The 22061-nt window shown below is 59.1% G+C and carries 20 protein-coding genes and 3 tRNA genes; 15 read left to right on the top strand and 8 right to left on the bottom strand.

The window, feature by feature from the left end; all coding sequences use genetic code 11:
* Positions 1-89 precede the first annotated feature (89 nt).
* The 6 genes from rsmG to rpmH all read right to left on the bottom strand — a co-directional run bounded on the left by rsmG (position 90) and on the right by rpmH (position 3051).
* Positions 90-755: a 16S rRNA (guanine(527)-N(7))-methyltransferase RsmG gene (gene rsmG / locus DWW12_RS06655; RefSeq protein WP_233544250.1), complete on the bottom strand. Its 666-nt coding sequence runs from the start codon at positions 753-755 to the stop codon at positions 90-92.
* A 167-nt stretch (positions 756-922) separates the two neighbouring features.
* Positions 923-1492: a R3H domain-containing nucleic acid-binding protein gene (locus tag DWW12_RS06650; RefSeq protein ID WP_117855527.1), complete on the bottom strand. Its 570-nt coding sequence runs from the start codon at positions 1490-1492 to the stop codon at positions 923-925.
* A gap of 44 nt (positions 1493-1536) precedes the next feature.
* Positions 1537-2307: a YidC/Oxa1 family membrane protein insertase gene (locus DWW12_RS06645; RefSeq protein WP_117855526.1), complete on the bottom strand. Its 771-nt coding sequence runs from the start codon at positions 2305-2307 to the stop codon at positions 1537-1539.
* Positions 2308-2336: 29 nt separating this feature from the next.
* The gene (gene yidD, locus DWW12_RS06640) at positions 2337-2561 is read right to left on the bottom strand and encodes a membrane protein insertion efficiency factor YidD (protein WP_022093804.1); all 225 of its coding nucleotides are present in this window, start codon (positions 2559-2561) and stop codon (positions 2337-2339) included.
* Positions 2558-2896, bottom strand: coding sequence for a ribonuclease P protein component (gene rnpA, locus DWW12_RS06635; protein WP_082435526.1), 339 nt, complete (start codon positions 2894-2896; stop codon positions 2558-2560). Before rnpA ends, yidD begins: the two co-directional genes overlap by 4 nt.
* A 20-nt stretch (positions 2897-2916) precedes the next feature.
* The gene (rpmH, locus tag DWW12_RS06630) at positions 2917-3051 is read right to left on the bottom strand and encodes a 50S ribosomal protein L34 (protein WP_019127408.1); all 135 of its coding nucleotides are present in this window, start codon (positions 3049-3051) and stop codon (positions 2917-2919) included.
* A 345-nt stretch (positions 3052-3396) separates the two neighbouring features.
* Between rpmH and DWW12_RS06625 the strand changes: the two genes are divergently transcribed.
* The 14 genes from DWW12_RS06625 (at position 3397) to typA (ending at position 18493) form a co-directional block, all read left to right on the top strand.
* Complete coding sequence (locus DWW12_RS06625) at positions 3397-4749, top strand: ATP-binding protein (protein WP_117774222.1); 1353 nt, start codon at positions 3397-3399, stop codon at positions 4747-4749.
* 15 nt (positions 4750-4764) lie between these two features.
* On the top strand, positions 4765-6489 hold the full coding sequence (locus DWW12_RS06620; protein WP_117855525.1) for a DnaA ATPase domain-containing protein: 1725 nt from the start codon (positions 4765-4767) through the stop codon (positions 6487-6489).
* A 238-nt stretch (positions 6490-6727) separates the two neighbouring features.
* Positions 6728-7831 (top strand): DNA polymerase III subunit beta, encoded by a 1104-nt coding sequence (dnaN, locus tag DWW12_RS06615; protein ID WP_099432409.1) that lies wholly within the window; start codon positions 6728-6730, stop codon positions 7829-7831.
* Positions 7832-7839: 8 nt separating this feature from the next.
* Positions 7840-8946, top strand: a complete 1107-nt coding sequence (locus DWW12_RS06610) for a DNA replication/repair protein RecF (RefSeq protein WP_117855524.1) — start codon at positions 7840-7842, stop codon at positions 8944-8946.
* A complete protein-coding gene (locus DWW12_RS06605; RefSeq protein WP_117855523.1) occupies positions 8933-9496 on the top strand; it encodes a DciA family protein in 564 nt (187 codons plus the stop codon). Before DWW12_RS06610 ends, DWW12_RS06605 begins: the two co-directional genes overlap by 14 nt.
* Positions 9497-9601: 105 nt before the next feature.
* Complete coding sequence (gene gyrB / locus DWW12_RS06600) at positions 9602-11632, top strand: DNA topoisomerase (ATP-hydrolyzing) subunit B (RefSeq protein WP_117855522.1); 2031 nt, start codon at positions 9602-9604, stop codon at positions 11630-11632.
* A gap of 41 nt (positions 11633-11673) precedes the next feature.
* Positions 11674-14382: a DNA gyrase subunit A gene (gene gyrA / locus DWW12_RS06595; protein WP_199570731.1), complete on the top strand. Its 2709-nt coding sequence runs from the start codon at positions 11674-11676 to the stop codon at positions 14380-14382.
* Positions 14383-14681: 299 nt separating this feature from the next.
* Positions 14682-14758 (top strand) — tRNA-Ile (locus DWW12_RS06590).
* A gap of 67 nt (positions 14759-14825) precedes the next feature.
* Positions 14826-14901, top strand: a tRNA-Ala gene (locus DWW12_RS06585).
* A 4-nt stretch (positions 14902-14905) separates the two neighbouring features.
* Positions 14906-14982, top strand: a tRNA-Ile gene (locus DWW12_RS06580).
* A gap of 184 nt (positions 14983-15166) precedes the next feature.
* A complete protein-coding gene (locus tag DWW12_RS06575) occupies positions 15167-15667 on the top strand; it encodes a bifunctional nuclease family protein (protein WP_117855521.1) in 501 nt (166 codons plus the stop codon).
* Positions 15668-16057 carry a hypothetical protein gene (locus DWW12_RS06570; protein WP_117855520.1) on the top strand — a complete coding sequence of 130 codons (390 nt, stop codon included), beginning with the start codon at positions 15668-15670 and terminating at the stop codon, positions 16055-16057.
* Positions 16058-16087: 30 nt separating this feature from the next.
* The gene (locus DWW12_RS06565; RefSeq protein ID WP_089572580.1) at positions 16088-16537 is read left to right on the top strand and encodes a hypothetical protein; all 450 of its coding nucleotides are present in this window, start codon (positions 16088-16090) and stop codon (positions 16535-16537) included.
* Positions 16538-16654: 117 nt separating this feature from the next.
* On the top strand, positions 16655-18493 hold the full coding sequence (gene typA, locus DWW12_RS06560; RefSeq protein WP_117584035.1) for a translational GTPase TypA: 1839 nt from the start codon (positions 16655-16657) through the stop codon (positions 18491-18493).
* A 129-nt stretch (positions 18494-18622) separates the two neighbouring features.
* On the opposite strand, the gene DWW12_RS06555 is transcribed toward typA, so the two are convergent.
* Positions 18623-19768 carry a polymer-forming cytoskeletal protein gene (locus tag DWW12_RS06555; RefSeq protein WP_117646145.1) on the bottom strand — a complete coding sequence of 382 codons (1146 nt, stop codon included), beginning with the start codon at positions 19766-19768 and terminating at the stop codon, positions 18623-18625.
* 106 nt (positions 19769-19874) lie between these two features.
* Positions 19875-20564 carry a trimeric intracellular cation channel family protein gene (locus DWW12_RS06550; RefSeq protein ID WP_233502313.1) on the bottom strand — a complete coding sequence of 230 codons (690 nt, stop codon included), beginning with the start codon at positions 20562-20564 and terminating at the stop codon, positions 19875-19877.
* A gap of 304 nt (positions 20565-20868) precedes the next feature.
* On the opposite strand from DWW12_RS06550, the gene DWW12_RS06545 reads away from it, so the two are divergent.
* A complete protein-coding gene (locus DWW12_RS06545) occupies positions 20869-21876 on the top strand; it encodes a hypothetical protein (RefSeq protein WP_117855518.1) in 1008 nt (335 codons plus the stop codon).
* The last annotated feature ends 185 nt before the right edge of the window (positions 21877-22061 follow it).

Genomic DNA, 22061 nt, shown 5'->3' with positions numbered 1-22061 from the left:
ACGTGAAACATTCCGATTCGATATCAACCGCCATGTTTCACGTGAAACACTGCAAGTTGTTAGTATCCATTATGTTTCACGTGAAACATCTAGGCAAGCGGATTCTTCTTTGCCATGCCATTTGCACGAGGCAATGAAACGGATGTCGGATGACTCTTTTTAAGAACAATGAACTCCCTGTGGCCCAAGCCCTCAGGCAAATCGATTGCGTCATTCAGAAGCAAAGTGAAGCCGCAAATCTTAGCTGCTGACATGCCGGAAGCAAGCTCCTCATCCGAAGGATTACCCTTGGTGATAACAAATAACCCTCCGTCTTTGAGGAACGGAGCAGCATACTCAACAAGAATCGGTAGAGGGGCAAGTGCGCGGGCGGTTACGACAGAAAACTGCTTCTTATGGCTTCGAGCATATTCTTCAAGGCGATCATGAACCGCATGAGCATGTTTCAATCCAAGAACATCAACAAAAGAATTGACAGCATCAACCTTCTTACCAACAGAGTCAATATAAGTAGCTTTACGATGCGTGGTTATGGTTAACGGAATACCAGGGAAGCCCGCACCTGTTCCCATATCGAGCAAAGCTCCCTCAGGAGCCTTATTGATATAGGGGAGCAAAACAAGTGAGTCGAGGATATGAAGTACCGCAGCATCTTCTATGTTAAGAATACGGGTGAGATTGGTTGTCTTATTTGTTTCCAGAACCAAATCCAAATGTTGAATACATTTCCTCAGCTCAGTATCAGTTACGCTCAAGGAATACTCTTTGCAATAGGAAGTTAGACGACTCAACATCTCGTCAGCCTGCTGATCAGTAAGTACTAACAACGAAAGCTCCTTTCTGACAAAAATCAGTGTATCGAGAACTTTTGACAAAAAAGGGGACGTGGAAACCACGTCCCCTTAGCATAAGCTCGAGTAGATTATCGAGCAACAATCACCACATGGCGATCGGGGTCAGAACCCTCAGAATGAGTATCGACGGCGTCATTGCCACGAAGTGCAATGTGAACCAGTCGGCGCTCGTAGGCATTCATGGGCGGAAGCGAAACACTCTTATGAGTGCGGATGGCACGCTCGGCAGCAGACTGAGCCATGGAGGCAACCTTGTCCTGACGGCGGCTCTTGTATCCCTCGACGTCCACTACAACCGGATACCTAAAGCCGAGCTTGCGGCTCACCAGCAATGAGAACATAACCTGAAGGGCATCAAGGGTGCGACCATGACGGCCAATGAGAACAGCAAGGTCGGGAGCCGTTACATCCAGAATCAGCTCACCCTCGTCGCCCTCATACTCATCGATAGGAGAGTTGGCGGCATCGAAGTGCGAAAGGACGGAACGCAGGATGGAAATCGCGACATCGGCAATGGTGTCGAGCTCCTCGTCGGTCAGCTCTTCACCAGCCTTGTAGCGCTGTGCAATCTCGGGATAATCGCCCGCGACCTGCGGGGCAACCTCCTCAAGCATATCCTCGATGATCTCTTCAGACATAACGTACTCCAAAAGTTAGGTACCTAAATAAGATTGATATCCCACTACTTCTTCTTGTGCGGGCGCGGCTTCTTCTCGCGACGAGTGACCTCAACCTGCAGCGGCGCGTTCTTAAGGCGCTCCTCCTCATCGGCCTTCGCCTTGTCGATGACCTTCTGCGTCACAAAAATCTGCTGGATAACCTGCCAAGCAGACGAGACGTCGTAGTACAGCAGAACACCAACGGGAAGGCTCCAGCCCACCCAAAGCATCATGACCGTCATGACAACGGCCATCATACGCATGCTCTGAGCCTGCTGGCCGGTCTGGTTGCGCGACATATAGAGCTGCGGAATCAGGGTCAGGACAGCGAACAGGATCAGGCAGACCAGCGCAGGCAGCGCGACCATAAAGCCATCGGCAAAGGAGGCACTCGGCGTGGTGGTCAGGTCGGGCAGAATATTAAAGAACGAGAACGTGCCGTCGTTAAAGTAGTCCGGCAGGTTACGCAGCAGCGTAAATAGGGCGAACAGGACAGGCATCTGAATCAACAGCGGCAGACAACCAGCCATCGGGTTGAACTTGTTCTCGCTGTAGAACTTCTGCATTTCCTCAGCCTGACGCTGGGGATCGTCGGCATAGCGCTCCTGGATCTCGAGCATCTTGGGCTGCAGCACCTGCATGCGTGCCGTCGACTTAGTCGACTTGAGCATAAGCGGCGTCAGCAGCAGACGGATGATGACCACCAGGATGATAATGGACAGGCCCCAGTCGACCGCAAAGGTCTGGATGAGCTTGAGCAGCTCGAAAAGGATGTTAACGATCCAATCCCACATGTAAGTTTTCCTCCGATAGCGAGTGCCCGCTAGGGCACAGGGTCATAACCGCCGACGTGCAGGGGATTGCAGCGAGCGATGCGCCTCACGGCAAGCCAGCAGCCTCTCAAAACACCGTACTTCTCAATCGCCTGGACGGCGTATTGCGAGCACGTTGGGTAATAAATGCAGGCGTCAGGCAATAAGGGCGAAATAACCTGTTGATATATGCGAATAGGAGCGATGGCAACACGTCGCAAAACGTGATTGCTCATCGCTCCTCCCCGGCAACGCCGGCGCGTTTCATAAGCGAACGCAATGCATTGTCCATCTCCTGCGGCGAGGAAACCCTCGTCTTGGGAGTTGCGAACAAGATGATGTCATAACCCGCAACGGGAAATCCACAGCTGCGGGCGGCCTCGCGCATCACACGCTTAGAACGGTTGCGCACGACAGCACAACCGAGCCGTTTAGCACCAACGAAGGCGACCCTTCCGGAGTCGCCTTCGCCAACCGATTCACATATGGTCATTCGAATCAGAGGGTGATTGAAACGACGCCCCTGACTGAACACATGCTCGAAATCTTGCCGAGACTTAATAGTCTTCATGCGAGATGTGTGTATCGCTGCTAGACAGTGAGACGCTTGCGGCCCTTGGCGCGACGACGGGCGAGCACGGCACGACCACCCTTAGTGGCCATACGGGCACGGAAGCCATGGGTCTTGGCACGCTTACGCTTATTAGGCTGATACGTACGCTTCATCTTAAGTTCCTCCTGCTGCATTTCGAGTGTCCGCGGGGGCGCGGACGCAGATATAGACACGTGAGCTTGAAGATTGTAGGGAAATCAATGTTCAAATGTCAAGAAATCAAAGGTAAAAGGTTGCGCAGTTCACACGGTTCCCCCATAAGCCGAGCTCGATTTAACGGTGCATGGCAACTTTTCACGATATTTCATCGAGTTTTCAACAGGTCATGTTGGCAATGTTGAGAACTTTTCGTCCGTTTTCCAAAGTTTTCAACAGGTTTTGAAAAGTTGTCGAAAGATGAGAAACATTGCACGGTGAGCTACTATTTGTTCGAAACCTTTTGAAAGATTGCGAGCGGCATGTCTGACGACTTTTACACCATGGTCGATTCCGGAGACCCGGCACCCGACAACGAGCACATCACCGGCGTGCGCGAAGAGCGTGAGGAAGGCGAGCAGACGACCACGCAGGCGCCAAAAGCCATGTACGCCGCGCGCATCGCCGTCTATGACGATATGCTGTCGACACCGCGTGTGATCGTCATTGATCCGCAAGATGTCCGCACGTATTTGGAAGAGACGACCAACACCGTCTACCAGTGCATGAAAGAACAAGGTGGCCATATCTCGCTCATGGTCATCCGCGAGATTGTCGAAAACTTTATCCACGCGCACTTTGCCGAGCCCATCATCTCGATTCTGGACGGCGGAGACACCATCCGCTTCGCTGATCAAGGACCCGGCATCGACGACAAGGAGCGTGCTTTCGACTTTGGCGTTACCAGCGCAAACAGCAAGATGAAGCGCTACATCCGTGGAACCGGAGCAGGGTTTCCCATGGTGCAGGAGTATTTGGAAAACGCCGGCGGGGCCGTGTCCATCGAGGACAACATGGGCAACGGCACCGTGGTTACGGTAAGCCTGGACCCTAAACGCGTGCAGGAAATAGAGCGTGCCGGCGGACGCGGTGCTGCCGTGCGGCCCGAGACGGAGCAGCCCACATATCCCCTGCCGGGAGCTTTTGCGCAGCAGCCCATGGCAACGCAACAGATGCAGCCCCCCGTGGGACAGATGCAGCAGCCCGGAATGCTTCCTACACAAGAGCCCCAGGCGGCATCGATGTCGATGCCGCCAAACGCGCCAGAGGCCATGCCGCTGGCGGATCAGGATGCAGCAGCAATGCAGCAGGCGACGGGGGCACCGGGTGGCCAGCAAATGGGCTATCAGCCGTACCAACAGGGATATCCATATCAGCAGATGCCGCCACTGGGGTATGGCCAGCAGTTCCCGCAGCAGTACCAGCAGGGATATCAGCAGCCGTACCAGCAGATGCCGCAGCAGCAGTACAACCCCTGGGCCCAGCAGATGACTCCGCAGCCTTACCAACAGTGGCCTCAAAGTTTTCAACAGCAAATGCCGCCGATGCAGAGTTCTCAACAACCAGCAGCTCAAATGATGTATCCTAATGCAGCAAATCAGTATGCGCAGCCACAACCGGACGTGTTCGTAAGCGATCGCGGCAACGCCGCGCTGGGCTATCTGGCGCAAAATCAAGCGTGCGGTGCTACCGATCTGGCGAGGGCGTTTGGAAACTCGGCCCCCACTTGGTCACGCACGCTCAATGACTTGGCGCAGGCCGGCTTGGTCATCAAGCATGGCCAGAAATACCATCTGACCGAACTCGGCGCCGCTCGCGTGCGAGCTCAGAGCTAAAGAACGGGAGAGACAGTGGACGAGGAAGCAAGCATCATCCTGGGGGATGCCATCGCCTTTTGCCAGCGCGACGGCCAAGATGCACGCCTCATCAACATGCTGGGGCAATCGCGCGCCATAAGCCTGACCGAAGATACGCTCACGATCGAGGCCCCCTCGCGCTTTGCCATCGCGCAGCTCAAAAAGCATCAGCCGACTATTGAGGCCTATCTGGAAGAAATCGCCTTTGCACCGATTGCGCTCGACATCGTGGCACCGCAAGGAGCCGTGGCGGAATCCGCTGCTGCGACGGCGCCCACCGCGGCTCCCGCTGCCTCCCCGGCGGTGCCGGCCTCCGCAGGCGACGTGCCGACAATCGAGCACCAGCACGGCGATGTTTCCCGTGAAACCATGGCACCGTTGCCGACCGCGGCGGCGACGTCAACGAACGCACCCGTCACGCACATGCCTATCGCTCACGACGCAGCGGCGGGCGCGGATTCGGGCATTGCAATCAAGAACACGCTCTCGGCCGATGATTTTCGTCGCATGATGAACCAGATGAAGGGCGGAGCGCCGACTAAGTCCACGCAAGCTGCGACCCCCGCTTCACCCATGCCGGCACCGACCGTACCGGCCGAGCAGAATGCGGATGGAGCCCCGCTCGCCGCGAACTCAAAATTTACCTTTGAGAACTTTGTCTACGGCCCCGAGAACAGCCATGCCTATCGCTCGGCACTCAAGTTTGCCGCCCTCGCGGACGAGCGTGGCACGTGCACATCACTGTTCATCTACGGCAAATCGGGCCTGGGCAAGACGCACCTGCTGCTTGCCATCAAAAACGAGCTCGCCGAGAAGTCGCCCGAAATCAAGGTCAAGTATGCCAACTCCCAGGCATATCTGGACGACCTGATGACCGAGTTCGACCGCCAAAAGAAGAGCAACGCCCCTATCATGCAGGCATACCACGGCGTGGACGTGCTCATCATCGATGACATCCAAAACATCATCGGCAAGCGCGCGAGCGTGGACTACTTTTTCCAGCTCATGGACGAGTTCATCCGCAACAACAAGAAGGTCGTCATCGCGGCAGACCGCGCCCCCAAGGACCTGAGCATGGACGAGCGTCTGACCAGCCGCTTCAACGCCGGCATGCTCTGCTTGGTCGCAGAGCCCAGCTACGAGATGAAATACAAGATCTTGCAGCGCTATTACGAGAACACCATCGTCGCCGCTCCCGAGGCAGGCGACGACTCGCTGCTGGCGGCCTATGGGGGCGACGGCGGGCACCTGACCGACGAGCACTTTAAACACATGGCCGAGGTCTCGGGCACCAACATCCGCGAACTCGAGAGCTTCTGCGAGCGCTGCGCCGGCGAGGCGGGCGACCGCGAGCGCGAGGGCGGGGAGCTCACCTTTGACGATATCGACGCCATCGCCAGCCAGTACTTTGACACATCGGCCAAAAAGATCAACGTCCAGACGGTTCAGTCCGTCATCGAAGAGCAGTACGGCGTGACGCACGAGGAGCTCATCGGCCCGCGTCGCAACGCCAATATCGCCAAAGCACGCCATATCGCTATCTACCTGGCCATCGAGATGTGCGAGATGACGACCACGGCGGTGGGCGCCGAATTTGGCAACCGCAACCACTCGACCGTCAGCACGAGTTACAAAAAGGTCCAGAAGATGATCCAGGAAGACCGGACTGTTACCGAAGACCTCAAGTCGCTGCGCGATAAAATTACACTGCGCTCGTAGGTAAATGGACACAGCTGTTGAAAACTTGTCGAAACCACGGGCATAAGGTGTCTAAAACCCAACCCGCGGTGATGAAAAGTTTTGCGCAGGTTTTGAACGTGGAAAACCACCCCTGTTGCACACAGGTTGCTGTCGATTCTCTTTCTGGGTCCGACCTGCGTCTTTGGGAGTAATCAACAGTTTCGTCAGTGCTATTACTATTATTAAGATATTTATATCTATAGAAAGGTATTAAAAGATGAAGTTCACCGTCAGCCAGAGCTCGCTTACACAAGCCATCGGCGTCGTTATGAAGGGTGTCGCTTCGGCATCCACCCTCCCCATCCTGTCGGGCGTGCTCGTTAAGGCCCAAGACGGCATCTTGGAATTCCAGACCTCTAACTACACCATCTCGATCCGTCATCGCATCGCGGCGCATGTCGAAGAAGAGGGCGAGATGGTTATCCCCTGTAAGATGCTCTCCAATATCACCAAGACCCTCCCCGATGCCCCGGTCACCTTTGAGCTGTCCGAGCGCCAGGTGCTGATTGGTTGCGAGAAGAGCTCTTTTAGGCTGAACACGCTCGATGCCAATGACTTCCCCGAGTTTCCGGCCTATGCCATCGAGAGTGCCGTGGAGCTGCCGACCGATGTCTTGTCCGAAATGGTCGGCCGCGTGTGGCGCGTCACCTCGACCGACAAGGCTCGCCCCATCCTGGGCGGCGTGCACATGAAGGTCGAGAACAACACCGTACGCCTGGTGGCGACCGATTCCTTCCGCTTGGCCGTGTGCGATACGCAGGTCGAGACCTCGACCCTCGAGGGCTCCTTTGAGCTCAACGTTCCGGCTGACGCCTTTAACGACGCGCTGAACATCATGGCCAGCCAGGCGACCATCATGATCGGGGCTACCGACACCCAGGTCGTCTTCGAGGCCGGCAACACCACCTACGTGTCGCGTCGCATCGAGGGCGTGTACCCCAACTACAAGCAGCTCATCCCCGATTCGTGCGTGACGAGCGTCAAGATCGACGTAGCCGCCTTTAACGCCGCCCTTAAACGTGTGGCCGTTATCGCGAGCGCCAACCCCGCTGTCAAGTTTGAGATTGACGTCGAGAACGGCCAGATGGGCCTGTCCTCCATTTCCAACGACCAGGATCTGGCGCAGGAGACGATCGATGTCGAAGCCGAGGGCGAGTCGGGCACCATCGCCTTCAACTACCACTACATCTTTGGCTGCCTCAATGCCCTATCCAAGGAGAAGGAGATCACGCTGGAGCTCAAGAGCTATTCGCAGGCTGGCATCTTCAAGTCCTACGACAAGATCAACTACCTGTACCTGGTCATGCCGGTACGCATCTAGCACTGACCATGACCATGTTCGCACGCGATCTTTCCGTTGCGCGCTATCGCAGCTTCGACAGCTATCGCCTTGCCCTGAGCGACGGTGTGACAGTGCTCGCGGGTCCCAACGCGGCGGGAAAGACCAACCTCATAGAGGCGCTGCAGCTGCTGACGAGCGGCGCCTCGTTTAGGCATCCGACCGCAGCAGAGCTCGTGCACGACGGCACGGGCTCATGCAAGGTCGAGCTGAGGCTCGAAGGTGATGGGCGTGTGCTGGACATGGGACTGAGCGTGGAAGACGGCAAGCGTTCGTTTAGCCGCAACGGCAAGCGCTGCGCTGCGTCCGGCGTGCGCGGGGTGCTGCCGAGCGTGCTGTTTTGCCCGGACCACCTGGATATGGTCAAGCGGGGCGCCAGCGTGCGCCGCACCGCACTTGATGACTTTGGCGTTCAGCTGAGTGCGCGCTATGCCGATCTGGCCAGTGCCTACGGGCGCTGCGTGACCCAGCGCAATGCCCTGCTCAAGGAGACCTGGTGCTGCCGCGAGATGCTCGGCGCCTGGAACGAATCTATCGCCCGCGCCGGTTCGGCCCTGCTCGTGCATCGTCTGTCCCTGCTCGACCGGCTGTCGGGTCATGTGCGCGATGCCTATGGCCGCGTGGCATCCGGCGAGCCCGCCGGCGTGTCCTATGTGTCCACGCTTGGCGACCTGCCTGGCACCGAGGATCGCGACGAGCTCAGGGGCTGGGCGTATGAGCGCATGCTCTCGGCGCTCGATGAGCGCGCCGACGAGGAGATTCGCCGCGGCGTGACGCTCGTGGGTCCGCATCGCGACGAGATCGAGTTTTCCGTCGCGGGCCGGTCGGCCCGTTCATTTGCCAGCCAGGGCCAGCAGCGAACGCTGGTGCTTGCCTGGAAGGTGGCAGAAGTGGCCGTGGCGCGCGATATCCTGGGCACCGCGCCGCTGCTGCTTTTGGACGACGTGATGAGCGAGCTCGACGCCGGGCGCCGAGGCGCTTTTCTGCAGCTGATCGGTGATGATATCCAGACGGTCATAACCACCACCAATCTGGGGTATTTTACCGATGACCTGCTTGATCGAGCCAAGGTGGTGAGCATGGGTGGGACGTGCTAATTACGAGCGCGAGAACGGAACGGTGGCCTTTGGCGGCTTTTTGGATGCCGAGCGTCAGCGCATCCTGGCGTCCGCGACACCTGAGCGCCGCGCGCAGATGGAGGCTGCAGAGGAGTCTCGTGCGGTCTATCGCGCCTGGAATGCGGTGTGCTCGGGCACGCGCGAGGGACGCCACGTGACGGGCCTGCGCTACCTGCCCGAGTCCAACGAACTGCTGGTGTACCTCGATTCGCCCTCATGGACGCAGGAGATGACACTTTTGCGCGAGATTATCCGCGCGCGCATGGAGCGCGCCGGCGCGCACGTCGACGGGCTGGTGTTCAAGACGACCGCCCCCGGCCACACACCGCCCGCCGCCAAAGAGCGCCTGCGCCCTGCCATGGCCGAGCGTCCGCCGGCTCCGCATGCCGACCTAAGCGGTGCCGAGCGTGCCGAGATCGAGCGCCAGGTGGCACCCATCGAGGACCAAAAACTGCGCGAGGCCCTCGAGAACGCCATGAGAGCCAGTGCCGAGTGGGCCAAGGGCGTGCAGGGCAAAAAAGAGCCTTAAATCGCATCTGGTGGCCTTGTAGAGCCAAATACCCTCGTCCCCGAGGGTATTTTTTTACGATAAACTAGTAAGGCTGTACACATTTTCTTAACTGAAGGAGGACGTGTGGCAAACGAAAACGATTACGATGGCGGCGAGATTAAGATTCTCGAAGGTCTCGAGGCCGTTCGTAAGCGCCCGGGCATGTACATTGGCTCGACGAGCGCCAGCGGTCTTCATCACCTGGTGTGGGAGATCGTTGACAACTCCGTCGACGAGGCCATGGCCGGTTTCTGCACCGAGATTCAGGTGACGGTCCACGCCGACAACTCCATCACGGTCGTCGACAACGGTCGCGGCATCCCCGTCGACGAGCATCCTATCAAAAAGATCCCGACGCTCGAGGTCGTCATGACGATCCTGCACGCCGGCGGTAAGTTCGATAACTCGGCCTACAAGGTCTCGGGCGGACTGCACGGCGTGGGCATCTCCGTCGTCAACGCCCTGTCCAAGCGCGTGGTCGTACAGGTATGCCGCGATGGCAACATCTACGAGATGGAGTTTTCGCGCGGCAAGACCGTCAAGAAGATGGAGGTCGTGGGCACTTCGGAGACGACGGGTACCACTGTCAGCTTCTGGCCCGACGACGAGATCTTCGAGACCTGCATCTACGATTTCGACACGCTGCACAACCGTCTGCAGGAGACGGCATTCCTCAACAAGAACCTCAAGATTGTGCTGACCGACGAGCGCGAGGCGACTCCCCATGTGGAGGAGTTTTGCTATGCCGGCGGCATCATCGACTTCGTCAAGTTCCTCAATGAGGGCAAGGATGTCCCCGAGGCCTTTAAGGAGCCCATCTACATCGAGGGTAAATCGGATCCGGACGCGCCTGTGACCAAGATGGGCGAGGTCGAGGTTTCCCTGCAGTGGAATAGCGGCTACGGCGAGAACGTCATGTCGTTCGCCAACGACATCTACACTCCCGAGGGCGGCATGCACCTTGAGGGCTTCCGCACCGCGCTCACCCGCGTAATCAACGATTACGCGCGCAAGCAGAACCTGCTCAAGGAAAAAGACGCCAACCTGACCGGCGACGATGTGCGCGAGGGCCTTTCGGCCGTTATCTCGGTCAAGCTGCCCGATCCTCAGTTTGAGGGCCAGACCAAGGCAAAGCTCGGTAGCTCCTATATGCGCGCGCTCACGCTCAAGATCGTGACCGACGGCCTCGCCGATTACTTGGAGGAGCATCCCAAGCCCGCCCGCGAGATTGTCAAGAAGGCGCAACAGGCCTGCAAGGCGCGCAACGCCGCCCGCAAGGCGCGCGAGGCGACCCGCCGCAAGAGCCTGCTCGAGACGGCGTCCCTGCCCGGTAAGCTCGCTGACTGCTCGGTGCGCGATGCCGAGCTGACCGAGCTCTTCATCGTAGAGGGTGACTCGGCAGGCGGTTCGGCCAAGGACGGCCGTCGCCGAGACATCCAGGCGATTCTGCCCCTGCGCGGCAAGATTCTGAACGTCGAACGCGTTGGTGACCATCGCGCGTTCTCGAGCGACACCATCCAGTCGCTGATTACCGCGATCGGCTGCGGTGTCACGACGAGTGCCGGCGACGGCGGCGACTTCGATATCACTAAGGCTCGCTACCACAAGATCATCATCATGACCGATGCAGACGTCGACGGTGCGCATATCCGCATCCTGCTGCTGACGTTCTTCTACAAGTACATGCGTCCGCTGATCGATGCCGGCTACGTCTATGTTGCCTGTCCGCCCATCTTTGGCATCAAAGTGCGCAACAAGATCCACTACGTGTATCCCAACGGCCGCCAGCCCGAAGACGAGATCCTGCGCGACACCATCCAGGGTCTGGGACTGAACCCCGACGATAACGACGAGGACGGCAAGGCCAAGGACGGCAAGATCACCAAAAAGCGCAAGGGCTATACCGTCCAGCGCTACAAGGGCCTGGGCGAGATGGACCCCAAGCAGCTTGCCTCGACGACGATGGACCCCAAGACCCGCATTCTGCAGCGTGTGTCGATCGAGGACGCCGTGGTGGCAGACCGCGCCGTGCGCGAGCTGATGGGTTCCGAGGTCGGCTATCGCCGCGAGTACATTGAAAAACATGCGCATGACGCGCGTTTCCTTGATGCTTAAGAGGAGGTAACGTGGCAGACGATATCAACAATAACGAGGGCATGGGCGAGGCCGGCGACGCCGGCATGCCCGACGATCTGAGGCGCCTGCTTGCCCGTGCTGAGCAGGGCGAGGACGGCGATCCGGACGCCTATAACCCCGATGCCGATGATGACGAGGAAGAGGACGACGGTGAGCTCGAGGAGAGCTTTGGCGAAGTCGACCGTGGCGCCTCGGCCGGCGAGGATATCAATGGCGGCCAGCTCCAGATTTCGGAGTTCGGTCGCGAGATGAAGCAGTCGTTTATCGAGTATTCGATGTCGGTCATCACGGCGCGCGCCCTGCCGGACGTGCGCGACGGCCTAAAGCCGGTGCACCGCCGCATCCTGTACGCGATGAACGAGAGCGGCATCTACCCCAACCGTCCGCACAAGAAGTCGGCCTGGACGGTCGGCGAAGTTATCGGTAAGTACCACCCGCATGGCGACTTCGCGGTCTACGAGGCCATGGTCCGCCTGGCGCAGTGGTTCTCCATGCGCACGCCGCTCATCGACGGTCACGGCAACTTCGGTAACATCGACGGCGACGGCGCGGCGGCCATGCGTTACACCGAGAGCCGCCTGGCAAAGCCCGCCATGGAATTGCTGCGTGACTTGCAGAAGGATACCGTCGACTGGCAGCCCAACTACGACGAATCGCTCGCCGAGCCTCAGGCGCTGCCTGCGCGCTTCCCCAACCTGCTGGTCAACGGCAGCCAGGGCATCGCCGTCGGCATGGCCACCAATATCGCCCCGCATAACCTCACCGAGGCGATCGAGGCAACCTGCTACCTGATCGATAATCCCGACGCCACTGTCGACGAGCTCATGCAGATCATGCCCGGTCCGGACTTCCCCACCGGCGCTATCATCATGGGCAGTGCCGGTATTAAGCAGAGCTACGAGACCGGCCGTGGCTCCATTACCGTGCGCGCCAAGGCTCACGTGGAGTCCACCAAGACCGGCCGCAGCCGCCTGGTCTTTACCGAGATTCCCTACATGGTCAACAAGGGCACCCTGCAGGAGAAGATCGCCCAGCTCGTCAACGACAAGCGCATCGAGGGTATCTCGGATATGCGCGATGAGTCCAACCAGAAGGGTATCCGTCTGGTCATCGAACTCAAGAAGGGCGTCATCCCGCAGGTCGTGCTCAACAACCTGTACAAGTACACCTCGCTGCAGACGACCTTTGGCGCCAACAACCTGGCGCTTGTCAACGGCGTTCCCAAATGCCTGAGTCTGCGCGAGATGCTGCAGCACTACATCGACCACCAGGTCGACGTCGTCACCCGCCGCACCCGCTTCGACCTTAAGAAGGCCCAGGCCCGCGCGCATATCCTTGAGGGCTACCTGATGGCCCTTGACCATATCGACGAGGTCATCAGCATCATCCGCTCCTCGCAGACCGACTCCGAGGCCAGCAGCCGCCTGATCGAGCGCTTTGGCTTTACGCCCGAGCAGACCACGGCCATCCTCGAGATGAAGCTGCGCCGCCTGACCGGCCTGGAGCGCGACAAGATCCAGGAAGAGCTGGACGGCCTGCGCCGCGCCATCGCCTACTACGAGGACCTGCTGGCGCACGAGGAGAAGATCCTGGGCGTCATTAAGGAAGAGATGCGCGAGATCTCCAAGAAGTTCGGCGATAAGCGCCGCACCGAGATCAGCCATGTCGAGAAGGACCTGGACGTCGAGGACCTCATTGCCGATGAGGACATGGTCGTGACCATCACCCACACCGGCTATGTCAAGCGCATCCCGGTGGCCGCCTACCGCGCCCAGAAGCGCGGCGGCAAGGGCGTGTCGGGCGTCAACCTCAAAGAGGACGACGTCATCGACGAGATGTTCATCGCGTCCACGCACGAGTACGTGCTGTTCTTCTCGAGCAAGGGTAAGGTCTATCGCCTGAAGGTGCACGAGCTGCCGGTGGGTACGCGCCAGGCGCGCGGTACCGCAATCGTCAACCTGCTGCCCTTCGAGGAGGGCGAGAAGATCGCGAGCGTCATCAGCTGCCGCGAGTTCCCTGCCGACGAGTACCTGATGTTTGCCACCAAGAGCGGCATGGTCAAGAAGACCGTAATGAGCGCATATGACCGCAGCCGCCGCGACGGCCTGATCGCTATCAACCTGCGTGACGACGACGCGCTGCTGAACGTGCGCCGCGTGCGCGAGGGCGACAAGATTATCCTGGCCACCACCGCGGGCAAGGCGATCATGTTCTCCGAGGAGCAGGTGCGCGCCACCGGCCGCGATACTAGCGGCGTTCGCGGTATCGGTATGAAGGACGGCGTGAGCGTTCTGGGCATGGAAGTCACTAACGGCAACGGCGATCTATTCGTCATCACCGAGCGCGGCTACGGCAAGCGCACGCCGGTCGCGGAATACCCGGAGCAGAATCGCGGCGGCCAGGGCGTCTACACCATCCAAATGACCGAGCGTAAGGGCAACCTCGCGGCCATGAAGACGGTGGGCCCGCAGCACGAGTTGTTCATCGTGACGGAGGGCGCGACGGTCATTCGCGTCAAGACCGATGAGATTAGCCAGACTGGCCGCGCTACCCAGGGCGTCAAGATGATGACCGTTGACGACAACGACCGCATCTGCGCCGTAGCCCGCATGACGGCCGCCAAGGAGAAGCCCGAAGGCGAAGCCACAGAAGACGGCTCTGCCCCCGAAGAAACCCCTGTCGAGCTCGCCGACGGCAACGACATGCCAGAGGATCTCCTAGACGAGTAAGAGGCCCTAGCTGGTAGAAAATATCAGACCCCATATATCGGCGGTCGGCGCACTGCGCGCCGACCGCTTTTTTGACAATCTTGAACCTCGCGTCGGCCCCGGCTGCCCGGCGGCATGCGAAGTCGATCGCGAGTTCCGCACGAGCCGGAGAGCACTTAATGTGCTCTCCATGCGAGCAGGACTGTCCGAGCAGGCGACTTCGCATGCCGCCGGGAAGCCGGGGCCGACACCCCTCAAAGATTTTCAAAAAAGTTGTTGACGCGCGCGTAACGACTCGTCTAATATATCCCTTGCGCGATGGACCTGTAGCTCAGTTGGTTAGAGCGTCCGGCTGATAACCGGGAGGTCACAAGTTCGAATCTTGTCAGGTCCACCACTTTCTTTCGCAATAAACACCCCAGCGAGAGCCGAGTCGCCGCTGGGGTGTTTATTACTGTCTCCGTGGGGGTTTAGCTCAGCTGGGAGAGCGCGGGCTTTGCAAGCCTGAGGTCAGGGGTTCGATCCCCCTAACCTCCACCATGATGGACCTGTAGCTCAGTTGGTTAGAGCGTCCGGCTGATAACCGGGAGGTCACAAGTTCGAATCTTGTCAGGTCCACCATCAAAACTGTGAAGAGCCCTGGGGCGTTGCCTCGGGGCTTTTTTCTTACCTACTGAAAGTAGTCAAAAAAGCCCCGCCCCAAATTAACTACTTTGATTTTGTGTGCTGTGCGAAAGTTTGGGTAGTATAGCTATTCAATGCGGCGGGCTGCCGCGTGTTAACCGCTACGTACCGGAGGTGTTCCATGGTTCGTGTCGACATAGAGACCATCGTCATGGCCGCCGGTCCCGTGCCATCGCTTATCGTACTTCGTGAGCGCAGCAGCAAATCGGACTCGCCCGCGCCGCTGCGTTCCCTTTCCATTCAGACTGGTTCGTTTGAAGCTGCTGCCATCAGCCGCGGCATCGATAGCGGCCGCGCTGCGCGCCCGATTACCCATGACCTGCTGCTCGACACCGTCGACGCCCTGGGCGCCAAGCTCGAGCGCATCGAGATCGTTCGCGCCGAGCCGCCGGTGTTCTACGCGACGATCGTCGTACTGGTCGATGGCGAGGAGCGCAAGATCGACGCCCGCCCCAGTGATGCCATTGCCCTTGCCGTGCGCAGCAATGCTCCCATGTTTGTGGAGGACGACATCATGAATCGCCTGGGCACTGTTTCTACCCACGCCGAGGAAGCCGACGACGAGCAGGAGTTCGAGAAGTTCGACGAGTTCGTCCATACGCTCTCCCCCGATGACTTCTAAATGCGGGGCGTCCAGGTTGCGGAGCGTTCGCTGATGGCCGGCGGCATGTCGGCTGAGGCGGCCGCCATCGCGCGTGAAGCCCAGATGCGCTCGGAGGCATCCGAGGCGGCTCGCATTGCCTATGTGACGCAGGCCCGCACGCTTCGCGAGCGCCGCGGCTCGTTTATCAAGATGGTTGTCATCTCCGCCCTTGTCGCGGCAATCTGCTCGCGCCTTCGTGGTACAGTTGGTGCGCTTGGGTTTTCGATCTCTACGGGCCTGGTGATCTGGGGCGTGGTCGACGCGGTAATGCTGACCAGTCAGATCAAGGTGCTCGACAAGCGTGCGGTGGATATGATGCACGCCCGCGACGCTGCCGCCAAGATCGCTGCTGAGGCACAAGAACTGTAACGACGCCGGACTCGATGGGAAGGTCTAAAGATGGCACAGGATATGCAGGACGCCGGTAACGTCTCCGCCGAGCTCGACGCCATGGTGTGCGATCTGATTGGCGCCTTCTTGGACGACCTGGCCGCGGGCGAGAACCCGGGCGTGGTTGTGGCAATTGAGGACGCCGCTTCCAACCGTTATCTGGCCGCACTCGACGAAGATGGCGAGGAGGCATGCTTGGAGGCTGCCACCAACTTTATCTCCGAGCACAAGATGGGTCTTAAGGACGAGGGCCTGGGCCGTATCGCCCGCTATGCCATCGGCTACACCGGCTGCGTCGAGATTGACGGCGGCTATCACGATGCTCTGCTCGTGAGCTTCTTCGAAACCACGCTCGAGAGCGGTTTTTCGGCATACGTGCTGTATGAGGGCATGGGTGCCGGCGATGGTTTTATGTGGAGCGACCCTGAACCTGCAGGTGAGGAAACCCCTCTTATCTAAAATCGCTAAAATAAACGAGTTTTCGGTAAAAGGCTCAATATTCCCGCTGAGCGTTGTATCGCTGGGCGGGTCGCATACGCGTGCCGTTTGTATATGGATAGAAGATAGGGGAACTACATGCGCGTAGACAATCTGAGGAACATCGCCATCATCGCCCACGTCGACCACGGCAAGACGACGATGGTCGACAAGCTCCTGCGTGCCACGGACGCCTTCCGTGCCAACCAGCAGGTCGAGGACCGCGTCCTGGACTCTAACGACCAGGAGCGCGAGCGCGGCATTACGATTCTCGCCAAGAACATCTCTATCGAGTACAAGGACGTTAAGATCAACGTCATCGACACCCCGGGCCACGCCGACTTCGGCGGCGAGGTCGAGCGCGTGCTGCGTATGGCCGACGGCGCCCTGTTGCTGGTCGACGCTTTTGAGGGTCCCATGCCCCAGACCCGCTTCGTGCTGCGTCACGCTATCGACACCGGCCTTAAGATCATGATCGTCATCAACAAGATCGACCGTCCGGGTGCCAACCCCGAGAAGGCCTACAACGACTGCCTGGACCTTATGGCCGACCTGGGCGCTACCGACGACCAGCTTGAGTTTGCCATGGAGCATGTCATCTACGCCAGCGGCGTCAACGGCTTTGCCCGTCATGATCCCGAGGACGGCAACATGGACATGTACCCGCTGCTCGACATGATCATCGACGACATGCCCGCACCCGAGGTTGACGAGACCGCTCCGCTGGCCATGCAGTGCGTGACCATCGATCACTCCAACTTCGTCGGCCGTATCGGCATCGGCCGCGTGTACTCCGGCACCATCCACCAGGGCGACCAGATCTTGGTCGTCAAGAACGACGGCTCCAGCGCCACCGCTACCGTCAAGCAACTCTTTACCTTCGACTACCTGGGCCGTACCGAGTGCCAGGAAGTCGGCGCCGGCGACATTGCCGCCGTTGTGGGCATCGACCGCACCGATATCGGCGATGTCTACACCGACCCCGAGAATCCCGTCGAGCTCGAGCCCATCGAGATCGACCCGCCGACCCTGTCCATCGTCTTTGAGGCTTCGACCTCCCCGCTCGTCGGCCGCGACGGCGATATCGTTGGCGCCCGTCAGCTCAAGGAGCGCCTGTTCAACGAGGCCGAGAACAACGTGACCATGAAGATCGAGGAGCTCGAGGACAAGAGCGGCGTCGAGGTCTCGGGCCGCGGCATTCTGCACCTGTCCGTTCTGATGGAGTCCATGCGCCGCGAGGGCTTTGAGTTCCAGGTCGGTCGTCCGCGCGTTCTGTTTAAGAAGGACGAGAACGGCAACAAGATGGAGCCTGTCGAGCAGGCCGTCGTCGAGTGCCCGGACGAGTACTCGGGCAAGGTCGTTGAGGTCTTCGGCACCTCCGGTGGCATCATGACGAGCATGGATACCTCGGGCATCGTGACGCACCTTGAGTTTAAGATCCCGACGCGTGGCATCATGGGCCTTAAGAACCGCATCATGAACGTCACCCACGGCGAGGGCGTGTTCTACCACACCTTCTTGGAGTATGGCCCCTACGCCGGCGAGATCGGCAACCGTCAGAACGGCGCCATGATCTCCATGACCACCGAGAAGGCCGTTGCCTACGCCCTGGGTACGCTGCAGGAGCGCGGCCAGCTGTTTGTTGAGCCGGGCACCGAGTGCTACGAGGGCATGATCGTGGGCGAGCGCAGCAAGGCCGGCGACATGGTCGTCAACATCGCCCGTACCAAGAACCTGGGCAACCAGCGTTCCTCGACCTCCGATATTTCCGTGCAGCTGGTGCCGCCCCGCACCTTCTCGCTGGAGGAGGCGCTGGAGTACATCGCCGATGACGAGCTGGTGGAGATCACTCCCAAGAATATTCGCCTGCGCAAGCGTCTGCTCAATGCCACCGACCGCAAGAAGGCCGCCGTCCGTGCCGGTCAGGTCAACAAATAAGCGCTGGGGCTTATAACTGCCAATAAGAAAGGGCGTCGACCGCAATGGTCGGCGCCCTTTTTGGTGCAATGGGATCAGGTTGCTTTGCGCCACCACAAAGGTGCCTGGCCCTTTTGTGGTGGTTGGCGGCTAGGCGGTGGGGAGTCCTGGCGTGTTAGCCGGCTGCTGCGGCTTGAGGTGGGCGTTGCGCCAGATGATCTGGATGGCGTAGCCGAGCGTGAAGACGAAGGCTACACCGCTGACAAAGTTGCCCATAAGAGGAAGTGCCGTGAGTGCGCCCGCGACGATACCGCCCACGGCGGCCATGGCGTAGCGGTTTTGGTTGTGTCCGACCATGCGCGCGACCGCGGTGCCCGTAAATGCCGCCGAGACCAAAGCGATGCCGATGACGCCGCACATGAGGGCGGCGGCGAGCGACAGGCCTGCAATCGAGATGATGAGCAGCAGCACGGCGGGAGCGACGGCGACCGTGCCCAGAAGACCACTTACCCACAGCGGCATGGGACGCTGATGGAGCATGCCGGCAGCGCTGGCGGTTGCGCGTGGAAAGACAAGCTCAAGCAGGATGGCGACAAAGCAGGTGGAAAGCGCCGCGGCAACGATGCCGCCGATAATGTCGTTGGCCGTAGAGGTGTTCTCGTTCTCGGTCCGGTCGATCTTGAGAGCTCCGACCTGGGCGCCCTCGGCCCGCTCGGGGTCCTGTGAGACGTGGGCGTTCACCGTGCCGGTGATGCGGGCGTTTTTACCCAGGATGAGCTTGTCGGCCCAGACCTCAACATCGCCATCGACGGTGCCGTCGATGGTTACGGTGCCGCCGGCAAGCGCCGCCGATTTGGCGGAGCCGCGCAGGGCGACCGTTTCGCCTGCCGCGTAAAAACAGTTGGCGGTGCTGCCGGTGTTGAGCACGACGTGCTGGCCGGCCACCGTGACGCTGCCATCGATTGCGGTTTTGGCGATATCGATGGTGCGTGCCGCCAGACGAACGGCGCCGCCTACGGTGCAATCGCGAATCGACAGGCTCTCACCCGCCGCGATAATATCGCGGCCGATGGAGGCGTCGTCTAGGTTGAGGCTTTGGCCGGCCCAGTACAGGTCTCCCTCGACGCCAGACGGAGTTGAGTCAACTTCGGTTGCGAGCACGTTGCCCGCGGTGTCAGTGCCGGCGAACGACACCGTGGGAAGTGCGGTGAGCGCGAGCGCAATCAGCGCGAATAGGATGGTGATGCGGGCCTGCGCTTTGTGGCGCCGGATCGACGGTACTTGGTTGCAAGGCATAGTGAATCCTTCGTTAGATGCTCGATATGCATCTAACAGGGTACCCAACGCGTGGGCACTCTAAAAGAACCTCTCGGTTGCATTTCGAAGGATGAGGCCGCGCAATCTACTTTTTGCGGTGCAAGAAGCGTGCGATGTCTTCCTCGGTGGGGCTTTTGATGTCAAAGCGTAGCGACAGCCAGCGCAGGCCCATGGTCACTACGACGCAAACGACCAGCGCGACGACATTGCTGACCAAGCCGCTCATGACGAGGCAGACATAGCTTGCCGATCCGGCGATAGCCGCGATGGCATAGAAGTTGGTGCGCTGGAAAATACCCGGAACCACGCCCATAAAGCCGTCGCGCAACATGCCGCCGCCCACGGCGGTGAAAAAGCCCATCATGATGCACACCGCCGGCGCAAAGCCGTAGACCAGCGCCTTGTCCGCGCCGGTTGCTGCATAGATGCCGACCGAGATGATGTCGAGCAGGGGAATGAGTTTTTCGGGCTTATCGACGATTGCCGGGAAGATATAGATGATGGCGGCTGTGGCGATGGAGAGCGGTAGTGCCATGGGCTGGTTGAGGATGTAGACGTTGCCGACCTGGAGCGTCATATCGCGCAAAAGACCGCCGCCCAGACCGCAGACCACCGCGAGCGCGACCGCGCCCACCAGGTCGAGCTTGTGCTCGCGAGCGACCAGCACGCCCGAGATCGATGCCGCGACAACGGCGAACATCTCGAGCCAAAATGGGATAGCGACCATGGCATCCGAGGCGTGTGAAGTAACAGTCATAGCGGCGACGACGGGCAAGATGAGGTCCTTTGATTCTCGGGTTTGAACAATGCCCGTACATAGTACATGGTTGGCGGCGATTGAGACCCTATTGCTCGGCAAACGGTAGGGACTGGGCGCGGGCGTGGCATTGCTGGAATGCCAGGGGTCCAAAACATGTACGTCAGCCTCCAAAAACGACATTTTTCGACATCTTTGGAGGCTGACGTACATGTTTGGATTGAGCTCACAGCATGAATGAGTTGATTTACTCACATCCGGTATATTTCCCCACTTCAACGGACATAAGAGTTGGATACCGGCTCAGAGCGAGAGGCCCTCAATGGACACCCCTGTTCTCATTTCGCATAAAACCGCATGGCTTGTCCATCATGCACCCCAGAATTTAGTTCAGTCTCTTGCGCGGCACGACTACCAGATAGGTGCACAAGGCATCTCCACCCAGCAACGTGTTGCGCGCATACGACAGGCCCTTACCGACTGCGGCATTCCGTCCGATATGCTTAAGACTATCGATATCGCGGTTGTATTCGAATTCGAGCGAATTCGTACCAAAGGCGTCGTTTGCCACATTCTTGGACAAAATCTTCCCTACGAGCATATTAACGAGTTGACGCCCGGAGTCTTCATCACCGACGAAGCCTTCACCTTCGTGCTCGCGGCCGAGTGGATGGATAGGATCGAATATCTCGAATATGGCTATGAAGTTTGCGGCGATTATCGCATGAGGCTCAATCCCGCCGACCCTTATACCGAGCAACCAGCCACCGCCTCCAAGGATGAAATAATCGAACTGCTCGATCGGCATCCCGGCAAACCCGGTGCCACACGTGCACGGCTCGCGCTCAGGCACATCTACGATCGCTCGGCCTCGCCTATGGAGACCGCTTCGGCAATCGCCCTCTCACTCCCAACAAGCGAAGGCGGCGTTGGCATCCGAGGTATCGAACTCAACAAACCGCTCGAGATCCCTCAACGTCTCTGGCATTGCGCCAAAGCTCGAACACTCAAAATCGATGCGCTCGTTACCTACAAGCGCAGGGAACTCGGTATCGAATATAAGGGCGGCTTTCACGATGAGTTCGAACGCAAAGGAGCAGATGCAGAGCGAGAGGCCGTTCTCTCCCAAATGGGATATCGAATCGTTACGCTCACTTCGGCTCAGTTCGGCAGCCAGCTCGCCTTTCACCGCGCCATGAACAACATTCGCGAAGCACTCGGCATGCCTCGCTGTACCGACACCGGGTACCAGCGAGAGCAAAACGAACTACGCAAGGCACTTATCCGCAACTGGAAAGGCATGCGAGACGAAGAGGTACCTTCCGAATAGTGCCACTCCCGTGAGCTCAATCCAAACATGTACGCCAGCCTTCAAAGATGTCGAAAAATGTCGTTTTTGGAGAGTGATGTACATGTTTTTGAGGGAAGGGCGGGTTCGAATCCCTCCTCCTGCGCGTTATTGAAATGTGGGCTTATAGGACAAAATGTGTGTCCCGATAGAACATCCGTTTCCAT

Source organism: Collinsella sp. AF14-35 (assembly GCF_003464565.1).
Taxonomy (GTDB): domain Bacteria; phylum Actinomycetota; class Coriobacteriia; order Coriobacteriales; family Coriobacteriaceae; genus Collinsella.
The sequence above is the reverse complement of the archived record's forward strand: the minus strand, read 5'-3'. Positions and strand labels throughout refer to the sequence as shown.

Excerpts from the sequence above, each read along its gene's own strand:
- DWW12_RS06610 (WP_117855524.1), top strand. The coding sequence starts at position 7,840 with ATGACCATGTTCGCACGCGATCTTTCCGTTGCGCGCTATCGCAGCTTC.
- typA (WP_117584035.1), top strand. The coding sequence starts at position 16,655 with ATGCGCGTAGACAATCTGAGGAACATCGCCATCATCGCCCACGTCGAC.
- DWW12_RS06565 (WP_089572580.1), top strand. The coding sequence starts at position 16,088 with ATGGCACAGGATATGCAGGACGCCGGTAACGTCTCCGCCGAGCTCGAC.
- DWW12_RS06575 (WP_117855521.1), top strand. The coding sequence starts at position 15,167 with ATGGTTCGTGTCGACATAGAGACCATCGTCATGGCCGCCGGTCCCGTG.
- DWW12_RS06570 (WP_117855520.1), top strand. The coding sequence starts at position 15,668 with ATGCGGGGCGTCCAGGTTGCGGAGCGTTCGCTGATGGCCGGCGGCATG.
- rpmH (WP_019127408.1), bottom strand. The coding sequence starts at position 3,051 with ATGAAGCGTACGTATCAGCCTAATAAGCGTAAGCGTGCCAAGACCCAT.
- DWW12_RS06645 (WP_117855526.1), bottom strand. The coding sequence starts at position 2,307 with ATGTGGGATTGGATCGTTAACATCCTTTTCGAGCTGCTCAAGCTCATC.
- gyrA (WP_199570731.1), top strand. The coding sequence starts at position 11,674 with ATGGGCGAGGCCGGCGACGCCGGCATGCCCGACGATCTGAGGCGCCTG.
- DWW12_RS06555 (WP_117646145.1), bottom strand. The coding sequence starts at position 19,768 with ATGCCTTGCAACCAAGTACCGTCGATCCGGCGCCACAAAGCGCAGGCC.
- rnpA (WP_082435526.1), bottom strand. The coding sequence starts at position 2,896 with ATGAAGACTATTAAGTCTCGGCAAGATTTCGAGCATGTGTTCAGTCAG.
- yidD (WP_022093804.1), bottom strand. The coding sequence starts at position 2,561 with ATGAGCAATCACGTTTTGCGACGTGTTGCCATCGCTCCTATTCGCATA.
- dnaN (WP_099432409.1), top strand. The coding sequence starts at position 6,728 with ATGAAGTTCACCGTCAGCCAGAGCTCGCTTACACAAGCCATCGGCGTC.
- DWW12_RS06545 (WP_117855518.1), top strand. The coding sequence starts at position 20,869 with ATGGACACCCCTGTTCTCATTTCGCATAAAACCGCATGGCTTGTCCAT.
- DWW12_RS06625 (WP_117774222.1), top strand. The coding sequence starts at position 3,397 with ATGTCTGACGACTTTTACACCATGGTCGATTCCGGAGACCCGGCACCC.
- DWW12_RS06650 (WP_117855527.1), bottom strand. The coding sequence starts at position 1,492 with ATGTCTGAAGAGATCATCGAGGATATGCTTGAGGAGGTTGCCCCGCAG.